19 protein-coding genes and 2 tRNA genes are annotated in these 25,549 nt (G+C 71.4%); 7 read left to right on the forward strand and 14 right to left on the reverse strand.

Annotated features, from left to right (window positions below; all coding sequences use genetic code 11):
• Positions 1-25 precede the first annotated feature (25 nt).
• Positions 26-1,024: an acetylxylan esterase gene (locus ACIBUY_RS01785; protein ID WP_365574193.1), complete on the reverse strand. Its 999-nt coding sequence runs from the start codon at positions 1,022-1,024 to the stop codon at positions 26-28.
• Between the two features lie 183 nt (positions 1,025-1,207).
• Here ACIBUY_RS01785 and ACIBUY_RS01790 point away from each other — a divergent pair, with 183 nt between their 5' ends.
• From ACIBUY_RS01790 to ACIBUY_RS01815, 6 genes are read left to right on the forward strand one after another with little or no spacing between them, the layout of a single operon-like run.
• On the forward strand, positions 1,208-2,194 hold the full coding sequence (locus ACIBUY_RS01790; RefSeq protein ID WP_399151397.1) for an ABC transporter permease: 987 nt from the start codon (positions 1,208-1,210) through the stop codon (positions 2,192-2,194).
• Positions 2,191-3,099, forward strand: coding sequence for a carbohydrate ABC transporter permease (locus ACIBUY_RS01795; RefSeq protein WP_399151398.1), 909 nt, complete (start codon positions 2,191-2,193; stop codon positions 3,097-3,099). The genes ACIBUY_RS01790 and ACIBUY_RS01795 overlap by 4 nt, the downstream gene beginning before the upstream one ends.
• Before the next feature lie 47 nt (positions 3,100-3,146).
• Positions 3,147-4,802, forward strand: a complete 1,656-nt coding sequence (locus tag ACIBUY_RS01800; RefSeq protein ID WP_399151399.1) for an extracellular solute-binding protein — start codon at positions 3,147-3,149, stop codon at positions 4,800-4,802.
• A gap of 14 nt (positions 4,803-4,816) precedes the next feature.
• The gene (locus tag ACIBUY_RS01805) at positions 4,817-6,310 is read left to right on the forward strand and encodes a xylan 1,4-beta-xylosidase (protein ID WP_399152146.1); all 1,494 of its coding nucleotides are present in this window, start codon (positions 4,817-4,819) and stop codon (positions 6,308-6,310) included.
• Positions 6,307-7,014, forward strand: coding sequence for a hypothetical protein (locus ACIBUY_RS01810; protein WP_399151400.1), 708 nt, complete (start codon positions 6,307-6,309; stop codon positions 7,012-7,014). The genes ACIBUY_RS01805 and ACIBUY_RS01810 overlap by 4 nt, the downstream gene beginning before the upstream one ends.
• Before the next feature lie 57 nt (positions 7,015-7,071).
• Positions 7,072-7,326, forward strand: a complete 255-nt coding sequence (locus ACIBUY_RS01815) for a beta-galactosidase trimerization domain-containing protein (RefSeq protein ID WP_399151401.1) — start codon at positions 7,072-7,074, stop codon at positions 7,324-7,326.
• Here ACIBUY_RS01815 and ACIBUY_RS01820 read toward each other — a convergent pair.
• The 5 genes from ACIBUY_RS01820 to ACIBUY_RS01840 all read right to left on the reverse strand — a co-directional run bounded on the left by ACIBUY_RS01820 (position 7,320) and on the right by ACIBUY_RS01840 (position 15,431).
• Positions 7,320-9,296, reverse strand: a complete 1,977-nt coding sequence (locus ACIBUY_RS01820) for an alpha-glucuronidase (protein ID WP_399151402.1) — start codon at positions 9,294-9,296, stop codon at positions 7,320-7,322. The two genes, ACIBUY_RS01815 and ACIBUY_RS01820, sit on opposite strands and share 7 nt — an antisense overlap.
• On the reverse strand, positions 9,293-12,421 hold the full coding sequence (locus ACIBUY_RS01825) for a sugar-binding domain-containing protein (RefSeq protein ID WP_399151403.1): 3,129 nt from the start codon (positions 12,419-12,421) through the stop codon (positions 9,293-9,295). Before ACIBUY_RS01825 ends, ACIBUY_RS01820 begins: the two co-directional genes overlap by 4 nt.
• 105 nt (positions 12,422-12,526) lie before the next feature.
• Complete coding sequence (locus tag ACIBUY_RS01830; protein ID WP_399151404.1) at positions 12,527-13,513, reverse strand: SGNH/GDSL hydrolase family protein; 987 nt, start codon at positions 13,511-13,513, stop codon at positions 12,527-12,529.
• The gene (locus tag ACIBUY_RS01835) at positions 13,510-14,319 is read right to left on the reverse strand and encodes an SDR family oxidoreductase (RefSeq protein ID WP_365574113.1); all 810 of its coding nucleotides are present in this window, start codon (positions 14,317-14,319) and stop codon (positions 13,510-13,512) included. The genes ACIBUY_RS01830 and ACIBUY_RS01835 overlap by 4 nt, the downstream gene beginning before the upstream one ends.
• Positions 14,316-15,431 (reverse strand): LLM class flavin-dependent oxidoreductase, encoded by a 1,116-nt coding sequence (locus tag ACIBUY_RS01840; RefSeq protein ID WP_399151405.1) that lies wholly within the window; start codon positions 15,429-15,431, stop codon positions 14,316-14,318. The genes ACIBUY_RS01835 and ACIBUY_RS01840 overlap by 4 nt, the downstream gene beginning before the upstream one ends.
• Before the next feature lie 181 nt (positions 15,432-15,612).
• Between ACIBUY_RS01840 and ACIBUY_RS01845 the strand changes: the two genes are divergently transcribed.
• Positions 15,613-16,668, forward strand: coding sequence for a biotin/lipoate A/B protein ligase family protein (locus ACIBUY_RS01845; protein WP_365574119.1), 1,056 nt, complete (start codon positions 15,613-15,615; stop codon positions 16,666-16,668).
• Positions 16,669-16,858: 190 nt separating this feature from the next.
• Here the strand turns inward: ACIBUY_RS01845 and ACIBUY_RS01850 are convergent, their stop codons facing one another.
• The 8 genes from ACIBUY_RS01850 to ACIBUY_RS01885 form a co-directional block, all read right to left on the reverse strand.
• On the reverse strand, positions 16,859-17,560 hold the full coding sequence (locus tag ACIBUY_RS01850; RefSeq protein ID WP_399151406.1) for a uridine kinase: 702 nt from the start codon (positions 17,558-17,560) through the stop codon (positions 16,859-16,861).
• A 23-nt stretch (positions 17,561-17,583) separates the two neighbouring features.
• Complete coding sequence (locus ACIBUY_RS01855) at positions 17,584-18,600, reverse strand: WxL protein peptidoglycan domain-containing protein (protein ID WP_399151407.1); 1,017 nt, start codon at positions 18,598-18,600, stop codon at positions 17,584-17,586.
• Positions 18,601-18,791: 191 nt separating this feature from the next.
• Positions 18,792-20,147, reverse strand: a complete 1,356-nt coding sequence (locus ACIBUY_RS01860) for a beta-xylosidase (RefSeq protein WP_399151408.1) — start codon at positions 20,145-20,147, stop codon at positions 18,792-18,794.
• 246 nt (positions 20,148-20,393) lie between these two features.
• On the reverse strand, positions 20,394-20,870 hold the full coding sequence (locus tag ACIBUY_RS01865; RefSeq protein WP_399151409.1) for a hypothetical protein: 477 nt from the start codon (positions 20,868-20,870) through the stop codon (positions 20,394-20,396).
• 243 nt (positions 20,871-21,113) lie between these two features.
• Complete coding sequence (locus tag ACIBUY_RS01870) at positions 21,114-22,184, reverse strand: hypothetical protein (protein WP_399151410.1); 1,071 nt, start codon at positions 22,182-22,184, stop codon at positions 21,114-21,116.
• On the reverse strand, positions 22,181-24,985 hold the full coding sequence (locus tag ACIBUY_RS01875) for a DEAD/DEAH box helicase (RefSeq protein WP_399151411.1): 2,805 nt from the start codon (positions 24,983-24,985) through the stop codon (positions 22,181-22,183). The genes ACIBUY_RS01870 and ACIBUY_RS01875 overlap by 4 nt, the downstream gene beginning before the upstream one ends.
• Before the next feature lie 186 nt (positions 24,986-25,171).
• Positions 25,172-25,259 (reverse strand) — tRNA-Leu (locus tag ACIBUY_RS01880).
• Positions 25,260-25,440: 181 nt separating this feature from the next.
• Positions 25,441-25,525: transfer RNA gene (locus ACIBUY_RS01885), tRNA-Leu, on the reverse strand.
• Positions 25,526-25,549 lie beyond the last annotated feature (24 nt).

The following is a 25,549-nucleotide window of genomic DNA, read 5'->3' on the forward strand; positions in this document are numbered from 1 at the left end:
CGGACGGTCCGGACAGTGGCGCCCGCTATCCGTTTCCCCGGTCCAACACCCCACGCAGCCAGTCCAGTTGACGTCGTACGTGCAAGGCGTCCCCGCCCTCGTGCCCGTTGAACGGATAGGCGTGGATCTCGCGTACGGGATCCCCTCCGACCAGTTCGCCATAGCGGTGATATGCCGCATACGTCCCACTGGGTGGGCAGACCGTGTCGCGCAGGCCGACACCGAAGTGGGCCGGGGCCGGCGCACGGCGGGCGAAGGAGGCGCCCTCCACGTAGGACAGCGTGCGGTACGCGGCCGCCACGGCGTCCCGGTGGACGGCGAGATAGGCGGCGACCTCCCCGTAGGGCCCGACATCGGTGAGGTCGATGGCGCGCCGGATTCCGCACAGCAGCGGGGCCGTGATCAGCGCCGCGGCGAGATCGGGCACGAGCCCGGCGACGGCCAGGGCCACTCCCCCGCCCTGGCTGTTGCCGACGGCCGCGATGCGGTTCGGGTCGACGCCGGGCAGGGCGCGCAGCGCGGCGACCGCGCACACCGCGTCGGTGATCAGCCGCCGGTAGTGGTGGTCGTACGGGTCGAGGAGCCCGCGCACGATCGCCCCGGGGCCGCCGGGTGCGGTGGCGTGCGGGTCGGGTGTCGCGCCGCCGTTGCCGTACTGGTCGCCCTGGCCGCGGTTGTCCATGAGCAAGGTCGCGTATCCCGCGTTCGCCCACGTGAGGCGCTCGTGCGGCAGGCCGCGGCCGCGGCCGTATCCGGCGAACTCCACTATGCCCGGAAGGAGTTCACTCACTCCCGCCGGGCGGGTGAACCAGGCACGGACGGGGTCCGCGCCGAAGCCCCGGAACACGACGTCCCAACTCTCCACCAGGCTCAGGCCGTTGTCGACGGGCCGGGCGCTGATCAGCGGTTCGTCATGCGCGGCGGATTTCAGCGTGGCCGCCCAGAAGGCGTCGAAGTCGTCGGGTTCGTCGAGCTCGGGCCGGTGGCGTCGAAGGTCGTCGAAGGGCAGGTCGAAGGCGGGCACAGGCACCTCACAGCTGGTCCGGTGGTCAACTGCCGCTGCCGCAGCCCCCATTGACAGGGGTCGGGAGCGGCTTTAGGTTGCGGCGACGTTACCGGAAGGTTCTTGAAAGTTATCGGTCGCGATTCCGCTGCACCTGCTCCCCGAACCGTGCCTGCAGCTTGCCCGTGTGACGAAAGGCCCTGCATGACCACCTCCGCCGTGGCGGGCAGCACGCCCCGTACCGAACCCCCACAGGATCCACCGCCACCCCGTACGACCCGGCAGGGCACACGCCCGTGGCGCCGAGCGCTGCGCCGTGACTGGCAGTTGTACTCGCTGGCCGTCCTGCCCTTGCTGTTCTTCCTGGTGTTCCGCTATCTGCCGATGATCGGCAACGTGATCGCCTTCCGCCGCTTCGAGCCGGGCGGCTCGATCCTCGGCGAGCAGTGGGTGGGCCTGCGCTATGTGGACATGTTCCTCAGCGACCCCGCGTTCTGGCAGGTCTTCCGGAACACCCTCTGGATGGGACTGCTGACGCTGCTCTTCTGCTTTCCCGTGCCGATCGTCCTGGCGCTGCTCCTCAACGAGGTCAGGCGCACCGCACTGAAGCGATTCGTGCAGTCGGTCTCGTACCTGCCGCACTTCCTGTCGATCGTGATCGTCGCCGGCATCACGATGCAGATGCTGGCGACCGACGGCCCGGTCAACCACGCCCTGTCGGTGTTCGGCCACGACCCCATCCGGTTCATCCAGGAACCCGGCTGGTTCCGGACGATCTACGTCGGCTCCGAGGTCTGGCAGACGGCCGGCTGGGGCACGATTCTCTATCTCGCGGCGCTCAGCACGATCGACGACGACCTGTACGAGGCGGCCCGGATCGACGGCGCGAACCGCTGGCAGCAGACCTGGCACGTCACCCTCCCGGGCATCCGGCCCACCATGATGACGCTGCTCATCCTGAACATCGGCACGTTCATGGCGGTCGGCTTCGAGAAGATCATGCTGCTCTACAACCCGCTGACGTATCCGACCGCCGACGTCGTCTCGACGTATCTGTACCGCACCGGCATCGAGTCGAACTCCTTCAGCTACGCCGCCGCGATCGGCCTGTTCGAGGCGGTCATCGGCCTCGTACTGATCACGACGGCGAACCAGATGTCGCGTCGGACCGTGGGGACGAGTCTGTGGTGAACACCCTCGAGAATGTGAAGCCCCGGGTCTCGGCGAACCGGCCCAGCCGCGGCTACCGCGTCTTCCAGGGCGTCAACGGCTTCGTCCTGACCCTGGTCGTGGTCGTCACCCTCTACCCGTTCGTCACCATCATCGCCCGCTCGTTCAGCGGCGAACGGCAGATCAGGGCGGGCGAGGTGACGCTGTGGCCCAAGGGGTTCAACCTCACCACGTACAGGATCGTCTTCGGTGACGGCACGTTCTGGAGGTCGTACGGGAACACCGTCCTGTACACGGTGGTCTCCACGGTCGTGGCCATGACTCTGACGACGATGTTCGCGTACGTCCTGTCGAAGAAGGAGCTGCGCGGGCGCGGGGCACTCATCGGGATCGCCGTGTTCACGATGTTCTTCTCCGGCGGCCTCATCCCCAACTACGTCCTGGTCACCAGCCTCGGCCTGAAGAACTCGGTCTGGGCGATCGCCCTGCCGAACGCGATCAGTGTCTTCAACCTCCTCGTGATGAAGGCGTTCTTCGAGAACCTGCCGGGCGAGCTCGAGGAGGCCGCGCAGATCGACGGCCTGAGCACGTACGGGATCCTGTGGCGGATCGTGCTGCCGCTGTCGAAGGCCGTCATCGCGACGATGGTGCTCTTCTACACGGTGTCGTTCTGGAACTCCTGGTTCTCGGCGTTCCTCTACATGGACCGGACCGAGCTGATGCCGGCCACGGTCTATCTGCGCAATCTCATCGCGGGCGCCACCACCGGCAGCAACGCGGGCGCCGGGACCGATCAGCTGTCGCAGGCCGCCGCGAACATCCAGTCGGTGACCATCGTGCTCACCGCGCTGCCGATCCTCGCCGTGTACCCGTTCGTGCAGCGGTACTTCGTCTCGGGCGTGATGCTCGGCGCGGTCAAGGGCTGACCCGCACCACCCGTACAGAACCACCCGTACAGAACAAGGGAGTTCATGTGACGAACCACGGTCGGCTGTCGAGAAGGTCGCTGCTCGCCGCGGCGGGCTTCGCGGGCCTTGCCGCGCTCACCGGCTGCGGCAGCGGTGACGACGACGGTGACGCGAAGGACCTGTCGAAGAAGCAGGACGGCGCGATGAAGAACTATCGCGCCGGCGAGCAGTTCAAGGCCGCGAAGCCGCTGTCGCTCTCCGTGCTGCACAACAACAACCCCGTGTACCCGACGAAGAAGGACTGGCTGTTCTGGAAGGAGGTCACCCGGCGCACGGGGGTCACGCTCGAACCGGTCGACGTGCCGCTGAGCGACTACGAGAAGAAGCGCAGCCTGCTGATCGGCTCGGGCGACGCTCCGTTCCTGATCCCGAAGACGTACCACCCCTCCGAGGTGGCGTTCGTGTCGTCGCACGCGATCCTGCCGGTGAGCGACTACGTGCATCTGATGCCCAACTTCCGCGACAAGGTCAAGAAGTGGAAGCTGGAGCCGGAGCTGGACTCCATCAGGCAGTCCGACGGCAAGTACTACCTGCTGCCGGGGCTGCACGAGAAGCCCAAGTCCACCTGCTCGCTGGCGTTCCGCACCGACGTCCTGGAGAAGATCGGCGTCTCCCTGCCGACCACCTGGGACGAGGTGTACGACACCCTGAAGGCGATCAAGGGCGAGTACCCCGACAGCTATCCGCTCTCGGACCGCTGGAGCACGAACACGGTCTACCCCGCGGGCGCGCTGGTCGGCTGTCTCGGCCAGGCCTACGGCATCCACGCCGGGTGGTCGTACGACAACGTCACCTTCGACCAGAAGTCGAAGAAGTTCGTCTACACCGGCACGACGGACCAGTTCCGCCAGGTCATCGCGTACTTGCGGAAGCTGGTCGCCGAGAAGCTCATCGACCCGGAGAGCTTCACGCAGACCGACGACGACGCGATCAAGAAGCTGCTGAGCGAGAAGTCGTTCGCGATCAGCTCGAATTCCCAGGAGCTCGTGCAGAACTACCGCTACAACCTGGAGAAGCAGGTCAAGGGCGCGAAGATCGAGATGGTCCCGGTGCCGCTCGGACCCGCCGGTGAGGTGGTCCTCGACGGCATCCGTCTCGAGAACGGCGTGATGATCTCCAGCAAGGCCCTCAAGAGCGACACCTTCGTCGCGATGATGCAGTTCCTGGACTGGCTCTGGTATTCGGACGAGGGGCAGGCCTTCTGCAAGTGGGGCGTCGAGGGCGTCACGTACACCAAGTCCGGTGGCACGTACGAGCTCAAGTCCGGTATCTCGCTGATGGGTTCGGACCCGAAGGCGCCGAAGGACCTGCAGAAGGACTACGGCTTCTTCAACGGGGTGTTCACGTACGGCGGCAGCTGGGAGCTGGTGTCGTCCTCGTTCGGCCCGGACGAGAAGAAGTTCCAGGACGCGATGTCCACCCGGCGGCAACTGCCCATCGCACCGCCGCATCCGCTGGGGTCCGCGGACCAGGAGCAGGTGACGCTCTGGGAGACGCCGCTGAAGGACCACATGAACCAGAACATGCTGAAGTTCGTGCTCGGCAAACGCCCCCTGTCCGAATGGGACGCGTACGTCACCGAGGCGAAGGCGAAGAACAGCGAACGCCTCGCCGATCTGCACACCAAGGCCTACGAGCGCTACCAGAAGGAGAACGGATGACCTCCGACGCGACAGTGGTCCACGTCCCCGCGCAGCCGGTGGGGCGGCTCGGCGACGCGTGGCGTGCGTGCGTCGGCACCGGCCGCATCGAGTTGGCTCTGCGCCGCGACTACCAGGACTCCCTCGCCCTGATCCAGCAGGACATCGGCTTCCGGCACATCCGCGGTCACGGGCTGCTCAGCGACGGCATGGGCGTGTACCGGCCGTACGAGTGGCAGGGCGAACGGCGGGTTCTCCACTCGTTCACCTACATCGACCAGGTCGTCGACGCGTATCTGGAACTCGGCATCCGGCCCTTCATCGAACTCGGCTTCATGCCCCGCGAGTTGGCGTCCGGCGAACAGACCGTCTTCTGGTGGGGCGGACACGTCACCCCGCCCTCTTCGCACCGGGAGTGGGCGGACCTGGTCCGTGCGACCATGGCGCACCTGGTGGACCGCTACGGCCTCGAGGAGGTGCGGACCTGGCCGGTCGAGGTGTGGAACGAGCCGGATCTGCCGATGTTCTGGAAGGACGCGGACCAGGCGGCCTACCACCGTCTGTACGAGTCGACTGCCTTGGCGGTGAAGGAAGTCGACGCGTCACTGCAGGTCGGCGGCCCTTCCCTGTCGCCGGCCGCGGACGACGAGTGGCTCGTGCGGTTCGCGGAGTTCGTCGAGGGGCGGGGCCTGCCGGTCGACTTCGTGTCACGGCACGCGTACACGTCCGGCCCCGCCGACCACGTGCCGTTCGGTTCCGTTCAGACGCTGGCTCCGGCCGGGCGGCTCTTCGAGCAGTTCGCGGCGCCGCGCCAGGAGCTGAAGGGCACGAGCCTGGCTGAACTGCCCGTCCACATCACGGAGTTCAACTCCTCGTACTGCCCGGACAACCTCATCCACGACACCGCGTTCCACGCGGCGTACCTCGCTCCTGTCCTCGCCGGGGGCGGCGAACTCGTCGACTCCTTCTCGTACTGGACGTTCAGCGACATGTTCGAGGAGGCGGGGGTCCCGACGGCCCTGTTCCACGGCGGATTCGGGCTCCTGACGCACCGCCAGGTGAGGAAGCCGACGTACCACCTGTACGCGTTCATGGCCCGCATGGGTGACGAGGTCCTCGCGCGCGGCGACGACCATCTCGTCACCCGGCACCCGGACGGCCGCGTGACGGTCCTGGCGTGGGCGGCTCCCGGCGCGGACGGGCACACGGTGCGCCTTTCGGTACCGGCCGGCGGGGACGAGGTGTTCGGGCTCCGCTCGCACGTGGACGAGGAGCGGGGGAACGCGTACACGGCGTGGCGGCGGATGGGCAGCCCGCGCTCGCCACGCTCCCGGCAGCTGGACGTCCTGCACGAGGCGGCCGAGCCCGCCCGGTCCCATCTCCGGCTTCCCGTACGGGAGTCGAGGGCTCGGCTCGACCTCCCGCTGGAGCGCAACGAGGTGACGCTGGTGGAGATCGAGCCGGTGGTGGAGGAGGCTCCGCCCTGGTGGGACGAGTCGCGGCTGCTCGGGGGCGGCGACCCGCGATGAACACGGCCGACGCCGCCCGGGTCACCGTCTCCGCCACCGCCTTCGGGCAGGGCCCGCTCTCCCGGGTCTGCGCCCTGGTGCACACGCTCCTGACGGTCGAGGTGCTGCTGCTCCTGACGGTGGCCCCGGGCGGCTGCGTCCTGTTCCTCCTCGGCGGCGCCCCTGACACACTGCCGCTCGCGGCGCTGTGCCTGGTGCCGCTCGGGCCCGCCCTGACCGCCGCGCTCTACGCCCTGCACCACCGCAGCAGCGACCTGACCCAGCTGCGTCCCGCGCGGGCCTTCCTGCGCGGCCTGCGCCTCAACTCCTGGGCCACGCTGCGCCTGTGGGTGCCGCTGCTGGCATGGCTGACGGTCATCGCGTACAGCCTCACGCACTTCGCGGCGACCGGGCTGCCCGGCTGGTGGGCGGGCCTGCTGGCGCTGATCGGCGTGGGCGCCGCGCTGTGGGGCGCCAACTCCCTCGTCCTGACCGCCCTGTTCAGCTTCCGCACGGCGGACACGGCGCGTCTCGCCGCGTACTTCCTGCTGCGCAGGGGCGGCGCGACGGCGGGGGCGCTCAGCGCGCTGGTCGTGGCGGGGGCGGCGACGCTGTGGGGCACGGAGCTGGCGGCTCTGCTCCTCACCCCGCTCCTCCTGCTCTCCCTGCTCCGCACCAGCCGCCCCATGATCACCGAGACCCGGGAGGACTTCACGGCGCACTGACCGTCGGCGCGGACGCGGCGCGTGCGAGCAGTACGTCGGCGCGGTCAGCCCGCGCGCATGGCCCTGCTTGACGACTGGGACAGCTGGTGGGCCCTGGAGATCTCCGACGGACCGTCCCGGCTGGTGAAGTATCCGGACGTGGTCCTCGCACCCGTACCGCACCTGGTGAAGGGCGACCTGGCCGAGCGCCTGGAAGCGGTGGCCGGGCGCGGCGGGACGGTGCTGACCACGTTCCGGTCCGGGCGCTGCGACGAGCCCGGCGAGCCGTTCACGCTCGACCCGCCGGGCGTGGCGCTCATGCGGCTTCAGTAGATCCGGCGCCCGTGCGCGTCCGGGATCCCGGACTTGCGCAGGAAGTAGCTGTTGACCTGGTCGCGCCACTCGCGGGCGCCCCGCAGCTGCTCCTCGTACCGTTCGGCGACCCGGGCGTGCCGGGCGGGCGTCACCAGGTCGGCGAGCGCGGCCCAGGTCGCACGGGCGGCTTCGACCTCCTCGACGCCTTCGAAGTGGGTGTCGTAGATGTGCTGCACGACGGTTCTGCCGCTTTTCAGCACGTGCGTGTACGGCACGTGGTGGAAGAAGAGCAGCAGCTCGTCGGGGCAGCTCTCCACCCGCTCGTAGAGGTCGGCCCACGGCTTGGCGTACTGGCCCGCGTATCCGGTGCCGGAGGCCTGGCTGCGGTCGACGCCGACGCCGTCGCGGTCGGCGAAGTGGTACGTGCCCCAGGGGCTGTACTCATAGCCGTCGACGCTCGGCCCGTAGTGGTGTCCCGGCTGGACCATGAAGCCGACTCCGAGGGGCGCGGTGTACTTCTCGTACGTGGCCCAGGAACCGTGCAGCACCGCGCGCAGTCCGGACCGCAGCCGCTCGGGGTCCGGCGTCAGGTCGGGGGTGAACGTCACCTCCGCCCATTCGTCCAGGAGTTGGTACGGGTCGGCGGCGGGGTCCCAGGCGAGGCGGCCGTACGTGTAGAGGTTGGCCTGAGCGAGGGGATGGCCGGTCCAGAAGGGGTCGTCGCCGACGTTCGAGACCGCCACGAGTCCTTCGGCGATCTCCGAGACCCGCGCGTTCCCCTCCGGCCGGAAGCCGAGCACCTGGGACCACATCGGTGCGAGCGCGCACACGTGCCGCTGCTGGCCGGTGTACTCCTGGGTGGCCTGCAGTTCGACGGCGACGCGGGTGCGGGGCAGGGCCCCGACGACGGGTGAGACCGGCTCGCGGACCTGGAAGTCCATCGGGCCGTGTTTGACCTGGAGGACGACATTGTCCGCGAACTGCCCGTCCAGCGGGGCGAAATGGTCGTACGCGGCACGCGCCCGGTCGGTCGTGCGGTCCCGCCAGTCCTGCCGGTGGTCGTAGACGAAGGCCCGCCAGTGGACGGTGCCGCCGTGCGGGGCGAGCGCGGCGGCGAGGAGGTTCGCGCCGTCGGCGTGGCTGCGGCCGTGGGCGAACGGGCCCGGCTGCCCCTCCGAGTCGGCCTTGACGACGAATCCGCCGAAGTCGGGGACCATCGCGTAGACCCGGTCGGCCGCCTCGCGCCACCAGGCGCGTACGCCGTCGTCGAGCGGGTCGGTGGTGTCGAGGCCACCGGCCCACAGGGGCGCGGCGAAGTTCACGGAGAGGTGGGTGCGGATGCCGTAGTGCCTCAACTCATCCGCGATGGCGGCCACTTCACCGAACCGGTCGGTGAGCAGGCGGGTCTCGCTCGCGTGGACGTTGACGTTGTTGACGGCGAGCGCGTTGATGCCGCAGGAGGCGAGCAGTCGGGCGTACGCGCGGATCCGGGTGAGGTCGCCGCGCGCCCGCCCGTCCTTCCAGAACAGCGAGCCGCCCGCGTAGCCGCGCTCGACCTGGCCCATCACGGGGTGCACGTCGACGTTGTCCCAGTGGTCGAGCATGCGCAGGGCGAGGGCGGGGCGGTGCGTCTCGTCGGGGGCTGCGGTGAACGCGGCCTCGCCGAGCCGGACGACGTGGAAGTAGCCGTACAGGAGTCCGGCCGGGGCGGCGGCGGTGACGGTGGTGCAGCGCGCCGTCCGGGTCAGGGTGCATCCCTCGGGTCCTTGGTCGCCGTCGGCATCGGCATCGGCATCGAGCGTCAGCAGCAGGTCGCAGCCGGAGTCGTCCGGCTCCAGCGATCCGCCGAACCCGGCGACGGCGTGGGCGACTTCGGACCGCACCGTGTCGACGAGCAGCCCCTCACCCCGGACGCACACGCGTCGCGCCCCGACCGCGCGCAGGGCCCCGTCGGGCAGCCAGGCGGGGTCGATTCCTTCTGGGGTCATGACGCCGCCACGTCCAGGGCGACGATGCCGAGCGCGCCTTCGGCCGTGCCGGGGCTGCCGCTGGTCATGGTGAGGCGGACCTTCCGGGTGCGCACGGCGTCGAAGGTGAGGACGGTCGGTGTGCCGGAGCCCGATGCCCAGGCGATGTCGAGGGCGTCGGCGGGCACGGCGACGTACCGCTCGCCGTCCCAGGTGGCCACCTCGACCGTCTTGGGCAGGGAGTGCTTGGCGTCGACGGTGAAGGAGACCTCGATGCGGCCGACGGCCCGGTCCTGCTCCCACGCGACGCTCACCCAGTCCTCGGCCCGCGCCCCGCTGAAGGCAGGCAGGAGGGCGGTCGCGGACTTCTGGAAGGCGTTGGACCACTGCGTGGCCGGGTCGCCGTCGAGCAGGGCGGCGGGCAGGGTGGTCGTGGCGCCGGAGTAACTGGCGTCCGTGAGTGGGTACTTGGGGGCGCCGGGCCCGGGGTCGGGGGTGAAGGGGTCGACGGGCGTCACGGGTGCTCCGGCGGGCCCGCTGACCCGTACCGTCGCCCTGCCCGTGCGCAGGCCGTCCGCGCGGGCGGTCACCGTCAGCGCTCCGGGTTCCGTGCCCGCCCGCACCATCGCCAGGGCCAGGCCGTGGAAGGCGGTGCGGGTGCTGGCCTGGTAGCGCTCGGCGCTCTCCTGCCGCCCGTTGTCGAGTCCTGCCAACGCGCCGCCCTGGACGGTGAATTCGAGCAGGTGCTCCGCGTCGGGCACGACCACGCCGCGGGCGTCGACGACCTCGGCCGTGACGAAGACCAGTGAACGCCCGTCCGCGGCAAGGGATGTGCGGTCGGCCGTCAGTCGCACGGAGTGCGCCGCACCCGCCGTGCGCAGCACGTCCGTCGCCACGGCCTTGCCGCCGCGCCGGGCCACGGCCTTCAGCTCGCCGGGGGCGAACGGCACCTTCCAGATCAGGTGCAGCTTGCCGGCGCTGCCGTTCGGACTGGTGTAGCTGCCCGGGTACGGGCCGGACGTGACGGTCTTGTCGTCACCGGTGGCCTCCGTGGTCTCCAGGTACGGGCGCCCGTCGACGGTCTTCTTCGCGTCGAAGGAACGCACGCCCAGGGAACGGCCGTTGAGGAACAGCTCGACCTCGGCGACGTTCGCGTACGCCCACACCTCCACCTCCTCCCCCGCCGTGTGCGTCGTCCAGTCCATCGGCAGCAGGTGCACCATCGGCTCGTCGGACCACTGGCTGCGGAAGAGGTGGTACATGTCCTTGGGGAACCCGGCGGTGTCGACCGCGCCGAAGAACGAGGCCTTGACCGGGAAGACGTCGTACGGGGTCGGCTCGCCGATGTAGTCGATGCCGGACCAGAGGAACTCGCCCGCGAAGAAGCGCCGGTCGCGGTCCTTCTTCAGGCCGTACTCGCCGCTCATCGTCCACGAGGCGAGGTTGTTGTCGTAACTGGAGGTGGCACGCCTGCCGGGGGTGTGGTTCTCGCCGGTGTTGAGGTGCTCGGGCTCCTGGTACGTGCCCCGGCTCGAGGTCTCGGACGACGACTCGGACTCGAAGAGGAACAAGTGCGGGTAGCGGGCGTGCAGTTGGTCGACGGACGCGGCCGTGTTGTAGTTCAGGCCGAGCCCGTCGAGCCCGGCCAGGATCTGGTCGGCGGGCGATCCCGCAGCGGGCAGCGAGCGGTACTTGTCGGAGCCGATGACGATCGGCCGCGTCGTGTCCAGGGCCTTGATGCCGGCGATGAGGCGCTGGGCGATGGGCACGCCCTCGGTGCGGGTGGAGTCGGGGATCTCGTTGCCGATCGACCACATCAGGACGGCGGGCGAGTTGCGGGCGGCGCGCACCATCTCGGCGATGTCGGCGTCGCTGTGGGCGTCGAAGAACCGGCCGTAGTCGTAGCGGTTCTTGCCGGTGCGCCAGCAGTCGAAGGCCTCGACGAGCATGAGGATGCCGAGGTCCTCGCAGGCCTCGACGACCTCGGGCGCGGGCGGGTTGTGCGAGGTGCGCAGGGCGTTGACGCCCATGGACTTCATGATGTTCAACTGGCGTCGCACGGCGTCGGGGTGGATCGCGGCGCCGAGCGCGCCGAGGTCGTGGTGGAGGTCGACGCCCTTGATCTTGGTGTGGGTTCCGTTGAGGGAGAGCCCGCGCTCGGGGTCGAACACGGCGTGGCGGATGCCGAAGCGGGTGCGGTACGTGTCGACGGTGCGGCCGCCGACGCGGAGGTCGGTGACGAGGGTGTAGCGGTGCCCCGGCGTCTCGATCGACCACAACTGCGGGTCGTCGACGGTCAGTTGATCGTGCGCCGTCGCGTTGGTGGTGACCGCCTTCAGGACGGATTCGGTGCGGGCGACGCGTCTGCCCTTCGGGTCGCGCACGGTGGAGACGACGGTGACGTCCCGCGCCTCGCCGGAGGCGTTGACGACGGCGGTGCGCACGTCGACGATCGCGTGCCCCTGCTCCAGGGTCGCGGCCAGGTCGGGCGTGGTGACGAACGTGCCCCAGCGCTCGACGTGCACCGGCTCGGTGACCACCAGTCGGGCGCGGCGGTAGATGCCGCTGCCCGAGTACCAGCGGCTGCTGGGCAGCCGGTTGCGGACCTCGACCGCGAGGAGGTTGGCTGTGGCGCCGTCGAGGTGCAGCAGGTCGGTGATGTCGTACGCGAAACCGGTGTAGCCGTAGGGGTGGTTGCCGACGAGTTCGCCGTTGACGTAGATGTTCGCGTCCATGTAGACGCCGTCGAACTCGACGCTGATCCGCTTGCCCGCGTAGGCGCTCGGCACCGTGAACCGCTTGCGGTACCAGCCGAGTCCGCCCGGCAGGAAGCCGGTGCCGCTGGTCGTGTTGTGCGCGGTGGTGGGGGTCTGCTCGATGCTCCAGTCGTGCGGGACGGCGACCGCGCGCCAGTCCGTGTCGTCGAACCCGGGCTGTTCGGCGTCGGCGTACGCGCCGGTCGGGTCGGTGATGCTGCCGGCGTCGACGAGCGCGAACCGCCAGCCGTCGCTGAGTTCGACGGTGCGGCGCCCCACGGTCCCGGCGCGCTCGGCGGCGTACGCGCTCTGTGCGGCGGGCACGGCGAGCGCTCCGGCGACGGAGCCGGCCGCGCCCGCGGCCAGCACGGTTCTACGGGTGACGGACATGAGCGGGTCCCCTCCGAAGCCAACAGATCTCACCAGAAGCCGACGTGTGCCAACGGATTCTTTCGGCTCCGAACAGGGATTCGTCAAGGGCCTTGCAGAATGCGGTTACAGGGGCGTCTCCCACGCACCTCCACTCTTGTTCCACTCCGTGAGATTTTCGGCCACCGCCCGGGCGATGAGCAGATGCCCGCGGTCGCCCGGATGCACCCCGTCCACCAGGTGCTCGGGCCCGAGCAGGGGCCGCCCGGGCAGCAGCCTCAGCCGCCGGTCACCGGCCTGTGCGGCGTCGCGGGCGGCCCGCTCGACCGCGTCCCTCAACTGGCCGAGCGTGGCGCCGAGTTCATTGGGCGTCTCCTCGGCGTCCGGCCGGATCACCGGGGACACGACGAGCAGCGGCAGGTCGGGGTGGCCCGCGCGGACCGTGGCGAGGAAGACGCGGGTCGTCTCGTACAGCTGCTGTGCCGAATGCGGCGTGCGCGCCCAGCAGTTGGTGCCGAACGCGACCGTGAGCAGCTCGGCGTCGAGTGCGGCCAGGTGCCGGGCCGAGACGCGTTCGCCGCGCGCCGCGCCCGCGTAGCCGAGGTTCACGTCCTCGACGCCGAGCGTGCGCCGGACGACCGCGGGCCAGGCGAACTGCGGCCGGGACGCGACCCACCCCTCGACGATCGAGTCGCCGTACACCAGCCAGCGGGGCGACGGCTCGACCGGTTCCAGCGTGCCGCCGCCGACGGGCCGCACGTCATGGATCAACGGCCGCAGTCCTTCCGGCAGTTGGACGGTGAAGACGCCGTCCCTGTGCGGCAGTGGAACGCGTGCCGTGTGCGCGCCGGCGAGCGCGGCCACGTCCACGCCGCCGACCACCGCGAACACGGACGGCACGGTGCGCAGCGCGTCCGCCTCGGTCGGCTCGAGGCCCTCGTACACGATCTCGACGGCCGCCGCGCCGTGCGCCCGGAACTCCAGGCGCACCCCGGCCGGCAGCTGCGCCCGCTCCCAGGTGTCCGCGGGCATCAGGTCCCGGTCCACCGGGTCGGCGCGCACCGGCCGCCCGTCCGCCGCCCACCACGTCGCGCCCCGCACGAACTCCCTCATCGCGCACCCCCGATGGTCGGATAGGGGAACCGCACCCCGGCCCCGCCGTCCACGACGAGGGTCTGCCCGGTCACGTACGAGGACAGGGGCGAGGCGAGGAAGAGCAGCGCGGCGGCGATGTCGGCGGGCTCGGCGACGCGGCCGAGCGGTGCGTTCGCGGCGTTGAGCGCGCGGCCCTCCTCGCCCAGCAGGCCCGCGACGCGCGGGGTCCACACCACGCCGGGCGCGACCGCATTGACGCGGACGCCGCGCGGCCCGTACTCGACGGCGGCGGTCCGCACGAGCGACATCAGGCCCGCCTTGGCCGCGCCGTACGCGCCGTGCAGCGGGGCGGCGGTGAGCCCCGACACCGACGCGACGAAGACCAGCGGCCCGCCGCCCGCCCGCGCGACGGCCTCTCCCCCGTACTGCACGGCGAGCCAGGCGTGCCGCAGCACCATCGAGAAGTGCCACTGCCACGCGTCGTCGTCGAGTGCGTCGAGCGCGGCGTAGTGCGCCATCCCGACGATGTCGACGACACCTCCGAGCGGCCCCAACTCCCGTTCCCCGTAGGCGAAGAGCGCCTCCATGTCCGGCCTGCTCGTCACGTCGGCGACGTACGGAATGCCGTCGGTCTGCGCGGCGACGGCGTCGGCGCGCTCCTTGTCAATGTCGACGCACAGGACGCGCGCGCCCGCGGCGGTGAGCGCGTGCGCGGTCTGCCGGCCGATGCCGTTGCCCGCGCCGAGCAGGACGAAGCCGCGGCCGTCGAGGCGGTGCAGGGCGGGGTAGTCCGGGACGGGTGTCGTGTCGAGCGGCTCGGTCATGACGCCCGGCCCCGCGGGACGTAGGAGGCGAGCTCGGGGACGACTTCCTTGCCCAGCACCTCGATGGTGCGCAGGATCTCCCGGTGTTCCAGATAGCCCCATTGGACGTAGCAGATGAGCTGGTCGACGCCGAGGTCGGCGTACCGCTTGGCCTTGCGGACGATGGTCTCGGCGTCTCCGATGAGGATCATGTCGCCCGCGTCGAACTCCTCGACGGGGACGGTTCCTTCGATGATCGGGGTGAGGAGGGGGAAGGTGCGCTCGCGCTCTTCGGGGGTCAGGTGCGGCAGTTCCCAGTCGAGGGTGAACTGGGCGAGGTTCCGGTACCACCAGGCGACCGAGTCCCAGACGCGGGGCGAGGGGCGATCGGCGGCGTGGACGAGGGTGTAGGCGGCGACGCGGTCGGTGGTGACGTCCGTGATCGGGCGCGGAGTGCGGGCGGCCCCGCGGTACGCGGCGATCTGCGCGGCCATCGCCTCCAGCGGCTGCATGATCGAGAAGGAGAGCAGGCCGAGCCCGGCGGCGCCCGCGACCTCGGCCGATCCGGGTGAGGTCGCCGCCATCCAGCACGGCGGGTGCGGGTCCTGCACGGGCTTCGGGGTGACCATGCGGCGCGGGAAGCGGAACCGCTCGGACTCGTACTGGAAGTACTCCTCGCGCCACATCCCGGTGACGATCTCGACGGCCTCGCGCCAGTCGGCCCGCGACTGCTCCCGGTCGACGCCGAACGCGGCCTGCTCCATGGGCGTGGACCGACCGGTCCCCCACTCCACGCGCCCGTCCGACAGGACGTCCACGGCGGCGACCTTCTCGGCGATCCGCTGCGGCGGCGTGAACCCGAACGGCGTCAGCGTCACCCCGAACCCGAGCCGGATCCGTTCCGTCAGTGCGGCGAGGTGCCCGAGGAGCACCTCGGGGGCGGGGCAGTGCGAGCGGCCTTCCCTGAAGTGGTGCTCGACCGCCCACACCGTGCGGAAGCCGACCCGGTCGGCGAGCCTGATCTGCTCGACGGCCTCCTTGTAGGCCCGCTGCTCGGCGGCGCGCTGGCCGTGCGGATGGGCGCCGTTCCAGGGCTTCGGTACGTCGATCTCGTACAGCACGTCGAGGTCCATTGCGTCGCTCCTCCGAAGGGTGGCCTGCCGGGGTGCCGTGCGCGGTGCGGACGCCGGTGCACGATGGGGGAGATCTGACGAAGTGTCAAGCGTTGCGGCGAGGAGCCGTCACCATCCGGAATGTCCGGCTTGCGGTTAGCGTTGACCGGTATCAGGACTCCTCATCGGAAGGCGGCACACGGTGCACGGCGAGTACAAGATCCCCGGCGGCAAGCTCGTCGTGGTGGACGTGGACGTGACGGACGGGGTGCTGCGCGACGTCCGCGTGGCGGGCGACTTCTTCCTGGAGCCGGACGACGCGCTCCTCGCGATCAACGGAGCCCTTGAGGGCGCCCCCGCCGACGCGGACCACGCGACGCTGGCCGCCCGCGTCGAGGCGGCCCTGCCGCCCGGCACCACGATGCTCGGCCTGACCACCGACGGGGTCGCCACGGCCGTGCGCCGCGCGCTCGCCCAGGCCACGGACTGGCGCGACTACGACTGGCAGCTCGTCCACGACGCCCCGCAGTCCCCCGTCCTGCACATGGCGCTCGACGAGGTGATCACGCAGGAGGTCGCGCTCGGGCACCGGCCGCCGACCCTGCGCGTGTGGGAGTGGGACCGCCCGGCGGTGATCATCGGCAGCTTCCAGTCCCTGCGCAACGAGGTGGACCCCGAGGGCGTCGAGCGGCACGGGGTGACCGTGGTGCGCCGCATCTCGGGCGGCGGCGCGATGTTCGCGGAGCCGAAGTCCACCATCACGTACTCCCTGGCGGTCCCCGAGTCCCTGGTCTCCGGGCTGTCGTTCCAGGACTCGTACGCGTATCTGGACGACTGGGTCCTCGGCGCGCTGGCCGACATGGGCATCAAGGCGTGGTACCAGCCGCTGAACGACATCGCCACGGACGTCGGCAAGGTCGCGGGCGCCGCGCAGAAGCGGATCGCCGCCGGGCAGGGCGCGGTGCTCCACCACGTGACCATGTCCTACGACATCGATGCCGACAAGATGGTCGAGGTGCTGCGCATCGGCCGGGAGAAGCTCTCCGACAAGGGCACGAAGAGCGCGAAGAAGCGCGTCGACCCGTTGCGCCGGCAGACGGGCCTGCCGCGCGAGGAGGTCATCTCCCGCATGATCGACTCGTTCCGCGGGCGGTACGGGCTCACCGAGGGGCGGGTGACCGAGGCGGAGACGGCCCGGGCCGAGGAGCTCGTCCGCACCAAGTTCGGTACGCAGGAGTGGACGGCCCGCGTGCCGTAGGGTCCGGCGGCTCGAATCGTTTTCCTGCGGCTGCCGCCGCTCAACATGAAGGTGTGGCACGGGTGTTGACCGGGGCCATTGGAACGTCTTAAGTTCCGTGGCTCCGCCGGAGAGCTACCACTCGACGTTCAACAACCTTCCGGCGCAGGTGACTTGGCCGTCGGAGCAGTGATTCCCGAGCGGTCGTGGCTCAATGCCCCGGGACCACCAGGTCCGCCCGGTCCTTCGGGTGGGCGGTGGCGAGGTAGTGTTCCTCGGCCGCGCGCCAGCGGGCCTCCCAGTCGAGCGGGCCGTGGTCGTCGCCGCGGGCCCGCAGGCGGCGCATGGACTCGTCGCGCGGCGTGTCGACGTACACCACCAGGTCGTAGAACGCGGCGAGTTCGGGGCGTGCCGCGTACACGCCCTCCACGACGACGACTCCGGCGCGGGCCACGGCGTGCTTCTCGTCCGGGGCGAGGTCGCCGGTCCCCCAGTCGTAGCGACGGTAGGCGGCGTCGTGACCTGCCGCGAGAGGTCCGAGCACCTCCGCCCGCAGCCGCTGCCAGTCGAAGTACCGCTCGTAGCCCTGCTCGGGGGTGAGCGCGGCGCGTTCGTCGGCGTCCATGGGGCGGTAGAAGTCGTCGCCGTGGACGATCGTGGCGCCGAACTGTTCCGCGAGCCGCTGCGCGAGGGTCGACTTGCCCGAGCCGCCCATGCCGTCGAGCGCGATCAGGGTGAAGCCGCCCCGGCCCTTCAGCGCCGCCGCGACGCTCTCCGCCCACGGCACGAGCAGCGCGGTCGTCGAGCCGCCCGCGCAGCCGCACGACCGGCTGCGCCCCGCGTCGCAGCCGGTCACGACGGTCGCGCTCCCGCCGCGCGGGGGCGCGGCCCTGGCCGGCGCGACAGACCTCACGGGCCTGAACAGCCTTACGGACCTTACGAGTTGACGCGCACGCGGGGTGCCGCCGGTGCCGCCGCCGCGCGTCCCCGGCGCCGACGCCGACGGACCAGCACCCACGCCACGGCAGCCACGACGACGGCGCCGAGCACCGAGGCGACGAGCCACGGCAGGGCGAAGTAGGAGGCGGATCCCGACTCCTCGGTGTCGCGAGCGGTCGCGGTGAGGGTGACGTCGCCCCAGTCGGCCTGCGGCGCCTTGGCCCAGCGCTCGCTGAGCCGCACCTTCTGGTGCGGCAGCAGTTCGGTCGGCAGGGCGCGCAGGTCACGGCTGAGCAGCGTCCGCCCGAACAGGCCGGTGGCCTTGAGGTTGACCCGCGGGTTGAGCGTGACGTTGCCGCGGTTGCGCAGGGTGTAGGAGATCACCGCCAAGCTGCTGCCGGTGCCCGGCACCAGGGGCTGGCTGTGGGTGATGCGGACGTCCTCGACGGACAGGCCGGTGACGGTCGGACCGTTGACCCGCAGGTAGATCCGCGCCCCGACGGCCTGCCGCACGCCGACGGAGAGCGAATCGGCGGCCCGCTGGGTCCGCTCGTCGAGCGCGACGAGCGCGCCCGGGTGGTCGCCCGGTTCGGCCCCGGCGGGCACGGTCAGGGTGAACGGGACGGTGCGCGCGGAGTGCGCGGGCACGGTGATGCGCGGCTGCTTCGTGGTGGTCCAGGCGCCGATGCCCGTCTGCTTCTCGGCCGGGCCGCGGACGGCGAACCCGCCGTCGCGCACGGTGTTGTACGCGTCGGCCGCGTACAGCCGGAACGTCAGGGCCGAGGCGGACTTGTTGGCGACGACGACCTTGTCGGTGACGGTGCTGCCGGGGTCGGCCATCAGGAAGAAGTAGGGGCGCTGTCCGAGCTTGCTCGCGACGGGGCTGACGGCCCACCGGCCGTTGTCGGCCGCGGCGGCGGGCGGCGCCCCGAGCAGAGCGGCGAGTACGGCGAAGAGCGCGGCGCCCAGCACGGTGTGGGCACAGCGAAGAAGAGGACGCGGGTGACGAGGCATGTGCGGAAACACCCCAACAGAGAGCCGGAGGACGACGACGGGGAGGCGTAGGACGACGGCGGGGAGGCGGAGGCGAGGCGGAGAGGCAGAGGGCGACGGCGGAGAAGCGGAGGGCGACGGCGGAGGGCCGGACGACGGACACGCTGCGTCCGTCGTCCGGCCTGTGCACACCTGACGTCGGGGGGAAGTCGTCAGGTGAGGGTGAGCGTGAGCACCGCGGAGTACGCACCGGGCTTGGTGTACGCGGGCACGTTCAGGGAGAGCCGTGCGTCCACCGTGAACTGGCCGCCCGTGAACGCCTGGTTCGGAGCCGAGGCGAGCGTCGCCCCGTCCTTGCCGACCGCTCCGGGAGAGCCGGCGGCGCAGTGGCTCGGGCTGTCCGCGCCGTCCACGCACACCGGGGTCCAGCTCAGCTTGCCGGCGTCGATGCTCGCGCCGCCGGGTCCGGTGAAGTTGGTGACCTTCCCGGTCAGCGACCAGCCCGCCGCCCCGCCGCGGAAGTCCTGGACGGTGACGGTGTTGAGCGAGCCGCGCGAACGGCCGCCCTTGCCGAAGCCGACCGCATCCATGGCGACCGCGTCACCGGCCTGGGCCATCGTCAACTCCCCGGCGTTCACCTGGGTGTTGAGCTTCTGGTCCAGCGATCCCGGCGGGTGCGGACCGCCCCCGTCGGTCACGGCGTACGCGGCGGGTCCCGCACCCTTGTCGGCGTTCCAGCTCGCACCCTCGTACGCGACCACGCCCGTCGTCGCCTTGTCGTTGACGGGGAGCGCGACGCTGAAAGCGCCCTGGGCGTCGGCGGTGGCGGTGGCCTTGTCACCGGTCACCGCGCCGTTCGCGAACCCGGCGACGGTGACCGAGGCACCCGCGGTGAACTTGGTGCCGGTGGCGGTGACACTGTCACCGACCTTGCCGGAGGCCGAACTCAGTTGCAGGGAACGCTCGTTGGTGGTCGGCGCGCCCGTTGCCGTGACCGTCTCGGAGACGGGCGCGGGCGGGTTCGTGACCGTGCACGGGGTGTCCAGCTCCATGATGTAGCTGGTGTGGATGTTGTAGTCCCCCGGCGAGAGCGTGATCGCGCCCGCCTCCGTCACCTTGAAGGTGCCGGTCATGCTGAACGAGGGGAAGGGCGCCTTGCCCGGGACCGGGTCGTTCTTCTTGGGCCCGGCGACGGTGACGCTCCCGCTCTGCGCACCACCGAGCTGCACCTTGCCCGTCGGGGTCATGATGTCGGCCGGCAGGGCCAGGTCGACGGGGTTGCCCGCGGCGGGCTTGACCACCTTGTACGTCACGGTGACGGTGTCGCCGACCTTCGGCGTCGCGTTGTCGACGCTGATCTGGGCGGTCGTCGTGCCGTCGATGTCGGGGATCCCGGCGATCGGCGGGGGCACGCAGTGGGTGGCGAAATCGACGGCGGCGGACGCACTGGCGCCCGCCGGGGCCGCCAGCGCAGAACCCGGCAGGACGAGCGATCCCCCGGCGGTGGCCGCGAGGGCGGCCACCCCGAAGGTGGCCGCCCACCGGCGTCTTCGACTGGATGAGGCCATGACGGTCGTGCCTCCTTCACACTTCATCTTCCACGGAACTTCATGACGTCTTCACGAAGGTGGAGGTCATTGACGGCGTGGGCGCCGCAGAAGTCAATGCAAGGCGAAAGCTTCAACTGATGACCCATCAGATGCTGTCAATATCACCACAGAGTGGACCAGTTGAGCATTTTTGCGACATCAGGGCAGCACGAGGACCGGTGCCGCGCACACCGCTCGGCGACACCGGTCCGTATCACTCAGTGCTCAGTCGAAGACGAACGGTCCCGGCACCTGCGGCCCGTCGGCCGTACAGGTCACCGTGACCCCGAAGATGGTCATCTTCATGTTCCCGTTGTAGGCGTCGAGGCTGTCGCCCGAGGCCACGGTGCCGCTGAGCGGCCCGACGGTGACACCCCCGCCGGCCGTCATCGCCGGGTTCTTCTGTCCGGTGAACGCGATGGTGCCGCCACCCGCCCTGGCCATGGTCAGCGTCGCGTTCACGGTGTCCTGGGCCACGTTCACGGGCGTGGTGATCTCGGCGGAGGTGAGGGTGATGGTCGCGCTGGTGCCGTCCTGGGCGGCGGTGAGAGTGGCCTCGCCGCCGCCGTACAGACCACAGCTGTACGAGGCCGTGGCCGTCTGGGGGGTGACGGCGAGTGCCGCGGGGGCGAAGGCGAGTCCGGTCAGGGCGAGGGCTCCGGCGCCGAGCGCCACGCCCGTCAAGTGTCGGACAGATCTCATGAGTTCACTTCCCTTTCCCGATGAGGGGGACCATGTGAGGGAGGTGCGGAGTGGCTCCACGCACGGAGTCCTCGCCTTCGCGCGGGTGCGGCACGCTGCGCGGCGAGTGCGGATCTGACGGTCCGTCGGAAGAGCCGTGTCCATTGATGCGCGACCCGCTGACAGTTGCAAGAGGCAGCGGGTTGATTGTTTGCGGTGGGTGGGGCGACGGGGGCGCGTGCGGCGCACTGGTTCGTCGGACCGTCAGACGCGGCGCCGTTGTTGATGTGCTGTTCTGGCGGCCTCGTAGGCGGCACGTGCCCCAGCGGCGGCGCCCGGTGCCGGGGCCCAGTCGCCCGACGGACCCCGGGTGAAGGGGTGCCAGCGGCCGTCGGGGCCGCGGCGCAGTTCGATGCCGGCCTGTTCGTCGGTGATCCGTCCCTCCACCGTCGCGTCGATGCGGCCCGCTGTTCTGCGGGCACTCTCCACCTCGGCGACCGCTTCGCGCAGGGCCTTGCGGCTCAGGGTCGCGGGCGGGTGCACCACGGTGTGCGCCGCCGCCGGGCCCGCATAACGGTGCGCGAGCAGGGCCTGCAGCAGCTGGGCGGTCGGCCGGCGGGTGTGCTCGGCGAGGTGGCCGAGCCGGGGCAGACCCGCGGGCGTGGCGAGGACGCGTACGGCATCGGTCAGCGGGTCGGTGGACGGCGCCTCCGCGGCGCCGCCGAGCAGCAGCCCCGCACGGCGCGCGGCATCCCCCACCAACAAGTCGACGTCCTCGCCCGGGACGCTCCCCGAGGGCGGCGCCGGCCCGGGGCTCACGGCCTGCGCGGGGGCGAGCCGCCGCAGGATCCGCGACAGGGACAGTCCGCGCACGGTCAGGAGCAGGGCGGGCGTCGCGGTGAGCCGGGCGCTGAGGTGCTGCAGGAGCGCGGCGACATGGGCGCAGGGCAGGCGTCGCGGGCGGCAGGTGCAGGCGAGGACGAGGTCGCGGGCGTCCGGCGCGATGCGGTGGCCTGCCGTGCGGGCGGGGTCGGCGAGTTCGTGGGGCACCGCCCCGTCGCGCAGGACGGCGTGCCAGGGTTCGAGGGCGGGGACGACGGCGGACCACTGCTCCTCGTCCAAGGCGGGGATGCGGACCTCGGCCCGGTGCGCCCGGCCCGTGCCCTTGTCGGCAACCGTGGCGAGGAAACGGCCGGCCTCGGCGTTCAGCTGTCCGAGCGCCCCGCGGCCGAGCAGGTTTCCGCCGCGCGCCATGGCGGCCTGGTCCTGCGGGCCGAGCAGGGCCTTCAGGGCGGCGGCCCACGCCCCGGCCCACGGGTGGGTGCGGCCGCTCATCGCAGACCTCCGAGCCGTACCAGAGCGGCGAGTTCGTCGTCGCCCAGGTCGCCGAACGTCGGGGTCCCCGCTTGCGCCGCACCCGGTGCGATGACGCCCGCGAGATCGCGTTTGGCGTCGAGGAGGGCGGCGACGTGGTCCTCGACGGTGTTCTCGCACACGGGCAGGTGCACGTGGACGACCTCGCGCTGCCCGATGCGGTGGGCGCGGTCGGTGGCCTGGTCCTCGGCGGCCGGGTTCCAGGGCCTGTCGTAGTGGATGACGTGGGCGGCCCGGGTGAGGTTCAGGCCGGTGCCGCCCGCTTTCAGGGTGATGACGAAGGCCCGGTGAGCGCCGCTCTGGAAGGCGGCGACGAGTTGTTCGCGCCGGTCGGGCGGGGTCTGTCCGTCGAGGTGGAGGGGGTCGTGTCCGCGCGCGGTGAGGTGGCGGACGAGGAGGCGGCCCATGACGGCGTACGACGTGAAGACGAGGGCGTGTTCGCCGCGGTCGCTGATGGTGGTCATCAGGTCGTCGAGGGCGGCGAGTTTGCCGGAGCGCAGGGCGCCGGCGTCGGGGTCGTAGCCCTCGGCGTCCTCGGCGCCCTCGTCCCCGTCCAGGCCGCCCAGGTAGTGGGCCGGGTGGTTGCAGATCTGGCGCAGTGCGGTGATCAGGTTGAGGACGAGTGCCGAGCGCTCGGATCCGCGGGCCCGCGCGACGCGTTCCAGGGTGTCGCGGGTCTTCGCCTCGTACAGCGCGGCCTGTTCGCGCGAGAGCGGGACCGGGCGTACGTCGACGAGCTTGTCGGGCAGTTCCGGCGCGATGGCCGGGTCGGATTTCGTGCGTCGCAGCACGAAGGGTGCGGTCAGCCGGCGCAGGGCACCGGCCGCCGGATGGTCGGGGCGCTGTCTGATGGGCGCGGCGAAGGTGCGCTCGAAGGCGCGCTGGGTGCCGAAGAGGCCGGGGTTGACCAGGTCGAGCAGGGCCCACAGATCGGTCAGGGAGTTCTCCACGGGGGTGCCGGTGAGAGCGACCGTCACGTCCGGGGTGAGGCGGCGCAGGGCACGGGCGGTGCCGGTCGCCGGGTTCTTCGCGGTCTGTGCCTCGTCGACCAGGAGCAGACCCCAGCGGCGGCCGGCCAGGAGGTCGAGGTCCTGGCGGAGCACGCCGTACGTGGTGATGACCAGGGCGTCGGACGCGAACTCCCCGTCGGGCAGGGCCCGTTCGGGGCCGTGGTGGCGGACCACGGGCACGTCGGGGGCGTGGGCGGCGGCCTCGCGGGCCCAGTTGCCGACGAGCGAGGTGGGGCAGACGACGAGGGTCGGTCCGGCGTCCGGGTACTGGTCGCGGCGGGCGAGGTGGAGGGCGAGCGCGGTGATGGTCTTGCCGAGTCCCATGTCGTCGGCGAGCAGCGCGCCGAGGCCGAGTCCCGTGGTCGCGGTCAGCCACCGCAGGGCGCGCTCCTGGTAGTCGCGGAGGGTGGCGGTCAGTCCGGCGGGGGACGGTGCGGGGGCGCCGCCCGCACGGAGCCGGGCCAGCAGGGCGGCGAGTCCGTCGGCGGGGACGCAGGGCACGGGGTCCCCGTCGACGGTGAGCGTGCCGGACAGGGCGGCCACCAGGGCCTGCCCGGTGGGCAGTTCGGGCAGGGGGCGCTGCCTGGCCCGGCGTCGTAAGGCGTCGTCGACGAGCACCCAGTACCCGCGCAGCCGCGCGAGGGGACGGGCCGCCGCAGCGAGCCGGTCCATCTCCTCCTCGGTCAACTCGTCGCCGTCCAGGGTGAGTTGCCAGCGGAAGTCGCACAGCGCCTCGAGGTTCAGGCCGCCGCCGTGCGCCGGGGCGGCGCTGCCGTGCCCGGCCACCACCCGTGCGCCCAGGGCGTGTTCGAGCGCGGGATGCCACTCGACGCTCATCCCCAGCTCTCCGAGCGCGGCGACGACGGACTCCTCGCGCAGTCGCAGCGCGGTGTCCGGGTCGATCTCCCAGCCCGGGTGGCTCTTCGCGCGGCTGGTCGCCACCTCAGGCCGGTGGGCGAAGTCGTACAGCGCCGGACACACGGCACCTGCGGCCCGCAGCGTCTGCCGCAGGCTCCGCTCCTCCTCGATCTCCAGGTACGCCGTCCGCCCGCCCCCGGCCCCGGGCTCGACACGGACGACGAGCCGCAGCGCGCCCTCCTCCCCCGTCTCCCCCGGCGGCCCGATGACGAGGCGTGGCGCGAGGGTCTCGGCCCGGTCCCGGCCGAGCCCGTCGGCCCAGGACGCGGAGGCGGGGTCGAGGTAGCGCGGTGTCCCGGTGAACGGGCCCGGCACGGTCAGCAGCGGCGCGCCCGGAGTGCGCACCAGATGGTCGGCCAGCTCGTCCCACCAGGCGTACGCGACGCGCAGCGCCTGCTCGTACGGGAGCGGCGACGGCCCGTGCGCGGCAAGGACCAGCGCCGCCTGCCGGGCGACCTCGCGCTCACTGTCGACGAGGGGCCCCGGCCGCCACGCTCCGTATCCGGTGTCCGACACGACGGGCCCGACCCGGCCGTCGGCCACCACTTCGAGTCCGGTCCTGGTCAGGGCGGCGAACGCCGTGACCGAGGGGTGCACGGGTCCGCCCGACCGTGCGGCACCGCCGGCCAGCGTCGACAGCAGCTCCGCCCACGGCACGGCGAACCCGCCGTCCCCCCGCGGTGGCCTGCAGACGGTGCGCGCCCGGCCGGGGACGGACTCCGGCTGCAGCCACAGCCCCCACCCGGCGGCGAGCGCCGCCTGCAGCCCGTCGATCCCGGACCTCGGGCCGCCGACCCGAGCCCGCCTGCCAACCGTCGCCTCCTGCACCACCATGTCCCCCCACTACCGGCAGTCACCTTCCCCGCCCGCAGCGTGCCATGATCGGTGCGCCGGTCCGTGCCGGTCCTGAGACATTCACCCGGTCGGTGTGAGCGCCTCGCGCACATCAACGCGACAACAAAAAAGTGCCGGTCGAGATGAATCTCGACCAGCACTCTTCGGATCCCGTGAACCACGGGTTGGTGTCCGAGGGGGGACTTGAACCCCCACGCCCGATAAAGGGCACTAGCACCTCAAGCTAGCGCGTCTGCCATTCCGCCACCCGGACAAGGTGTACGTCGCCCGTGTGCGGGGTCTCCCCGCGGCGACATGACCACCATACCAAGGATGGGGGGCGCCTCTCACCTGCATAAACCTGCCATCGGCCGACATTCCCGCGGAGGCGCGGGCAGATACACGAAAGTGCCGGTCGGGATCTCTCCCGACCGGCACTTCATCGCTACTCTCTGTGTCCGAGGGGGGACTTGAACCCCCACGCCCGATAAAGGGCACTAGCACCTCAAGCTAGCGCGTCTGCCATTCCGCCACCCGGACAAGGTGTCTGCGCGCTGACGAGCA

Source organism: Streptomyces sp. NPDC050085 (assembly GCF_044460595.1).
Taxonomy (GTDB): Bacteria; Actinomycetota; Actinomycetes; order Streptomycetales; family Streptomycetaceae; genus Streptomyces.

Excerpts from the sequence above, each read along its gene's own strand:
- ACIBUY_RS01790 (WP_399151397.1), top strand. The coding sequence starts at position 1,208 with ATGACCACCTCCGCCGTGGCGGGCAGCACGCCCCGTACCGAACCCCCA.
- ACIBUY_RS01810 (WP_399151400.1), top strand. The coding sequence starts at position 6,307 with ATGAACACGGCCGACGCCGCCCGGGTCACCGTCTCCGCCACCGCCTTC.
- ACIBUY_RS01815 (WP_399151401.1), top strand. The coding sequence starts at position 7,072 with ATGGCCCTGCTTGACGACTGGGACAGCTGGTGGGCCCTGGAGATCTCC.
- ACIBUY_RS01820 (WP_399151402.1), bottom strand. The coding sequence starts at position 9,296 with ATGACCCCAGAAGGAATCGACCCCGCCTGGCTGCCCGACGGGGCCCTG.
- ACIBUY_RS01825 (WP_399151403.1), bottom strand. The coding sequence starts at position 12,421 with ATGTCCGTCACCCGTAGAACCGTGCTGGCCGCGGGCGCGGCCGGCTCC.
- ACIBUY_RS01830 (WP_399151404.1), bottom strand. The coding sequence starts at position 13,513 with ATGAGGGAGTTCGTGCGGGGCGCGACGTGGTGGGCGGCGGACGGGCGG.
- ACIBUY_RS01835 (WP_365574113.1), bottom strand. The coding sequence starts at position 14,319 with ATGACCGAGCCGCTCGACACGACACCCGTCCCGGACTACCCCGCCCTG.
- ACIBUY_RS01840 (WP_399151405.1), bottom strand. The coding sequence starts at position 15,431 with ATGGACCTCGACGTGCTGTACGAGATCGACGTACCGAAGCCCTGGAAC.
- ACIBUY_RS01855 (WP_399151407.1), bottom strand. The coding sequence starts at position 18,600 with ATGCCTCGTCACCCGCGTCCTCTTCTTCGCTGTGCCCACACCGTGCTG.
- ACIBUY_RS01860 (WP_399151408.1), bottom strand. The coding sequence starts at position 20,147 with ATGGCCTCATCCAGTCGAAGACGCCGGTGGGCGGCCACCTTCGGGGTG.
- ACIBUY_RS01865 (WP_399151409.1), bottom strand. The coding sequence starts at position 20,870 with ATGAGATCTGTCCGACACTTGACGGGCGTGGCGCTCGGCGCCGGAGCC.
- ACIBUY_RS01870 (WP_399151410.1), bottom strand. The coding sequence starts at position 22,184 with ATGAGCGGCCGCACCCACCCGTGGGCCGGGGCGTGGGCCGCCGCCCTG.
- ACIBUY_RS01875 (WP_399151411.1), bottom strand. The coding sequence starts at position 24,985 with ATGGTGGTGCAGGAGGCGACGGTTGGCAGGCGGGCTCGGGTCGGCGGC.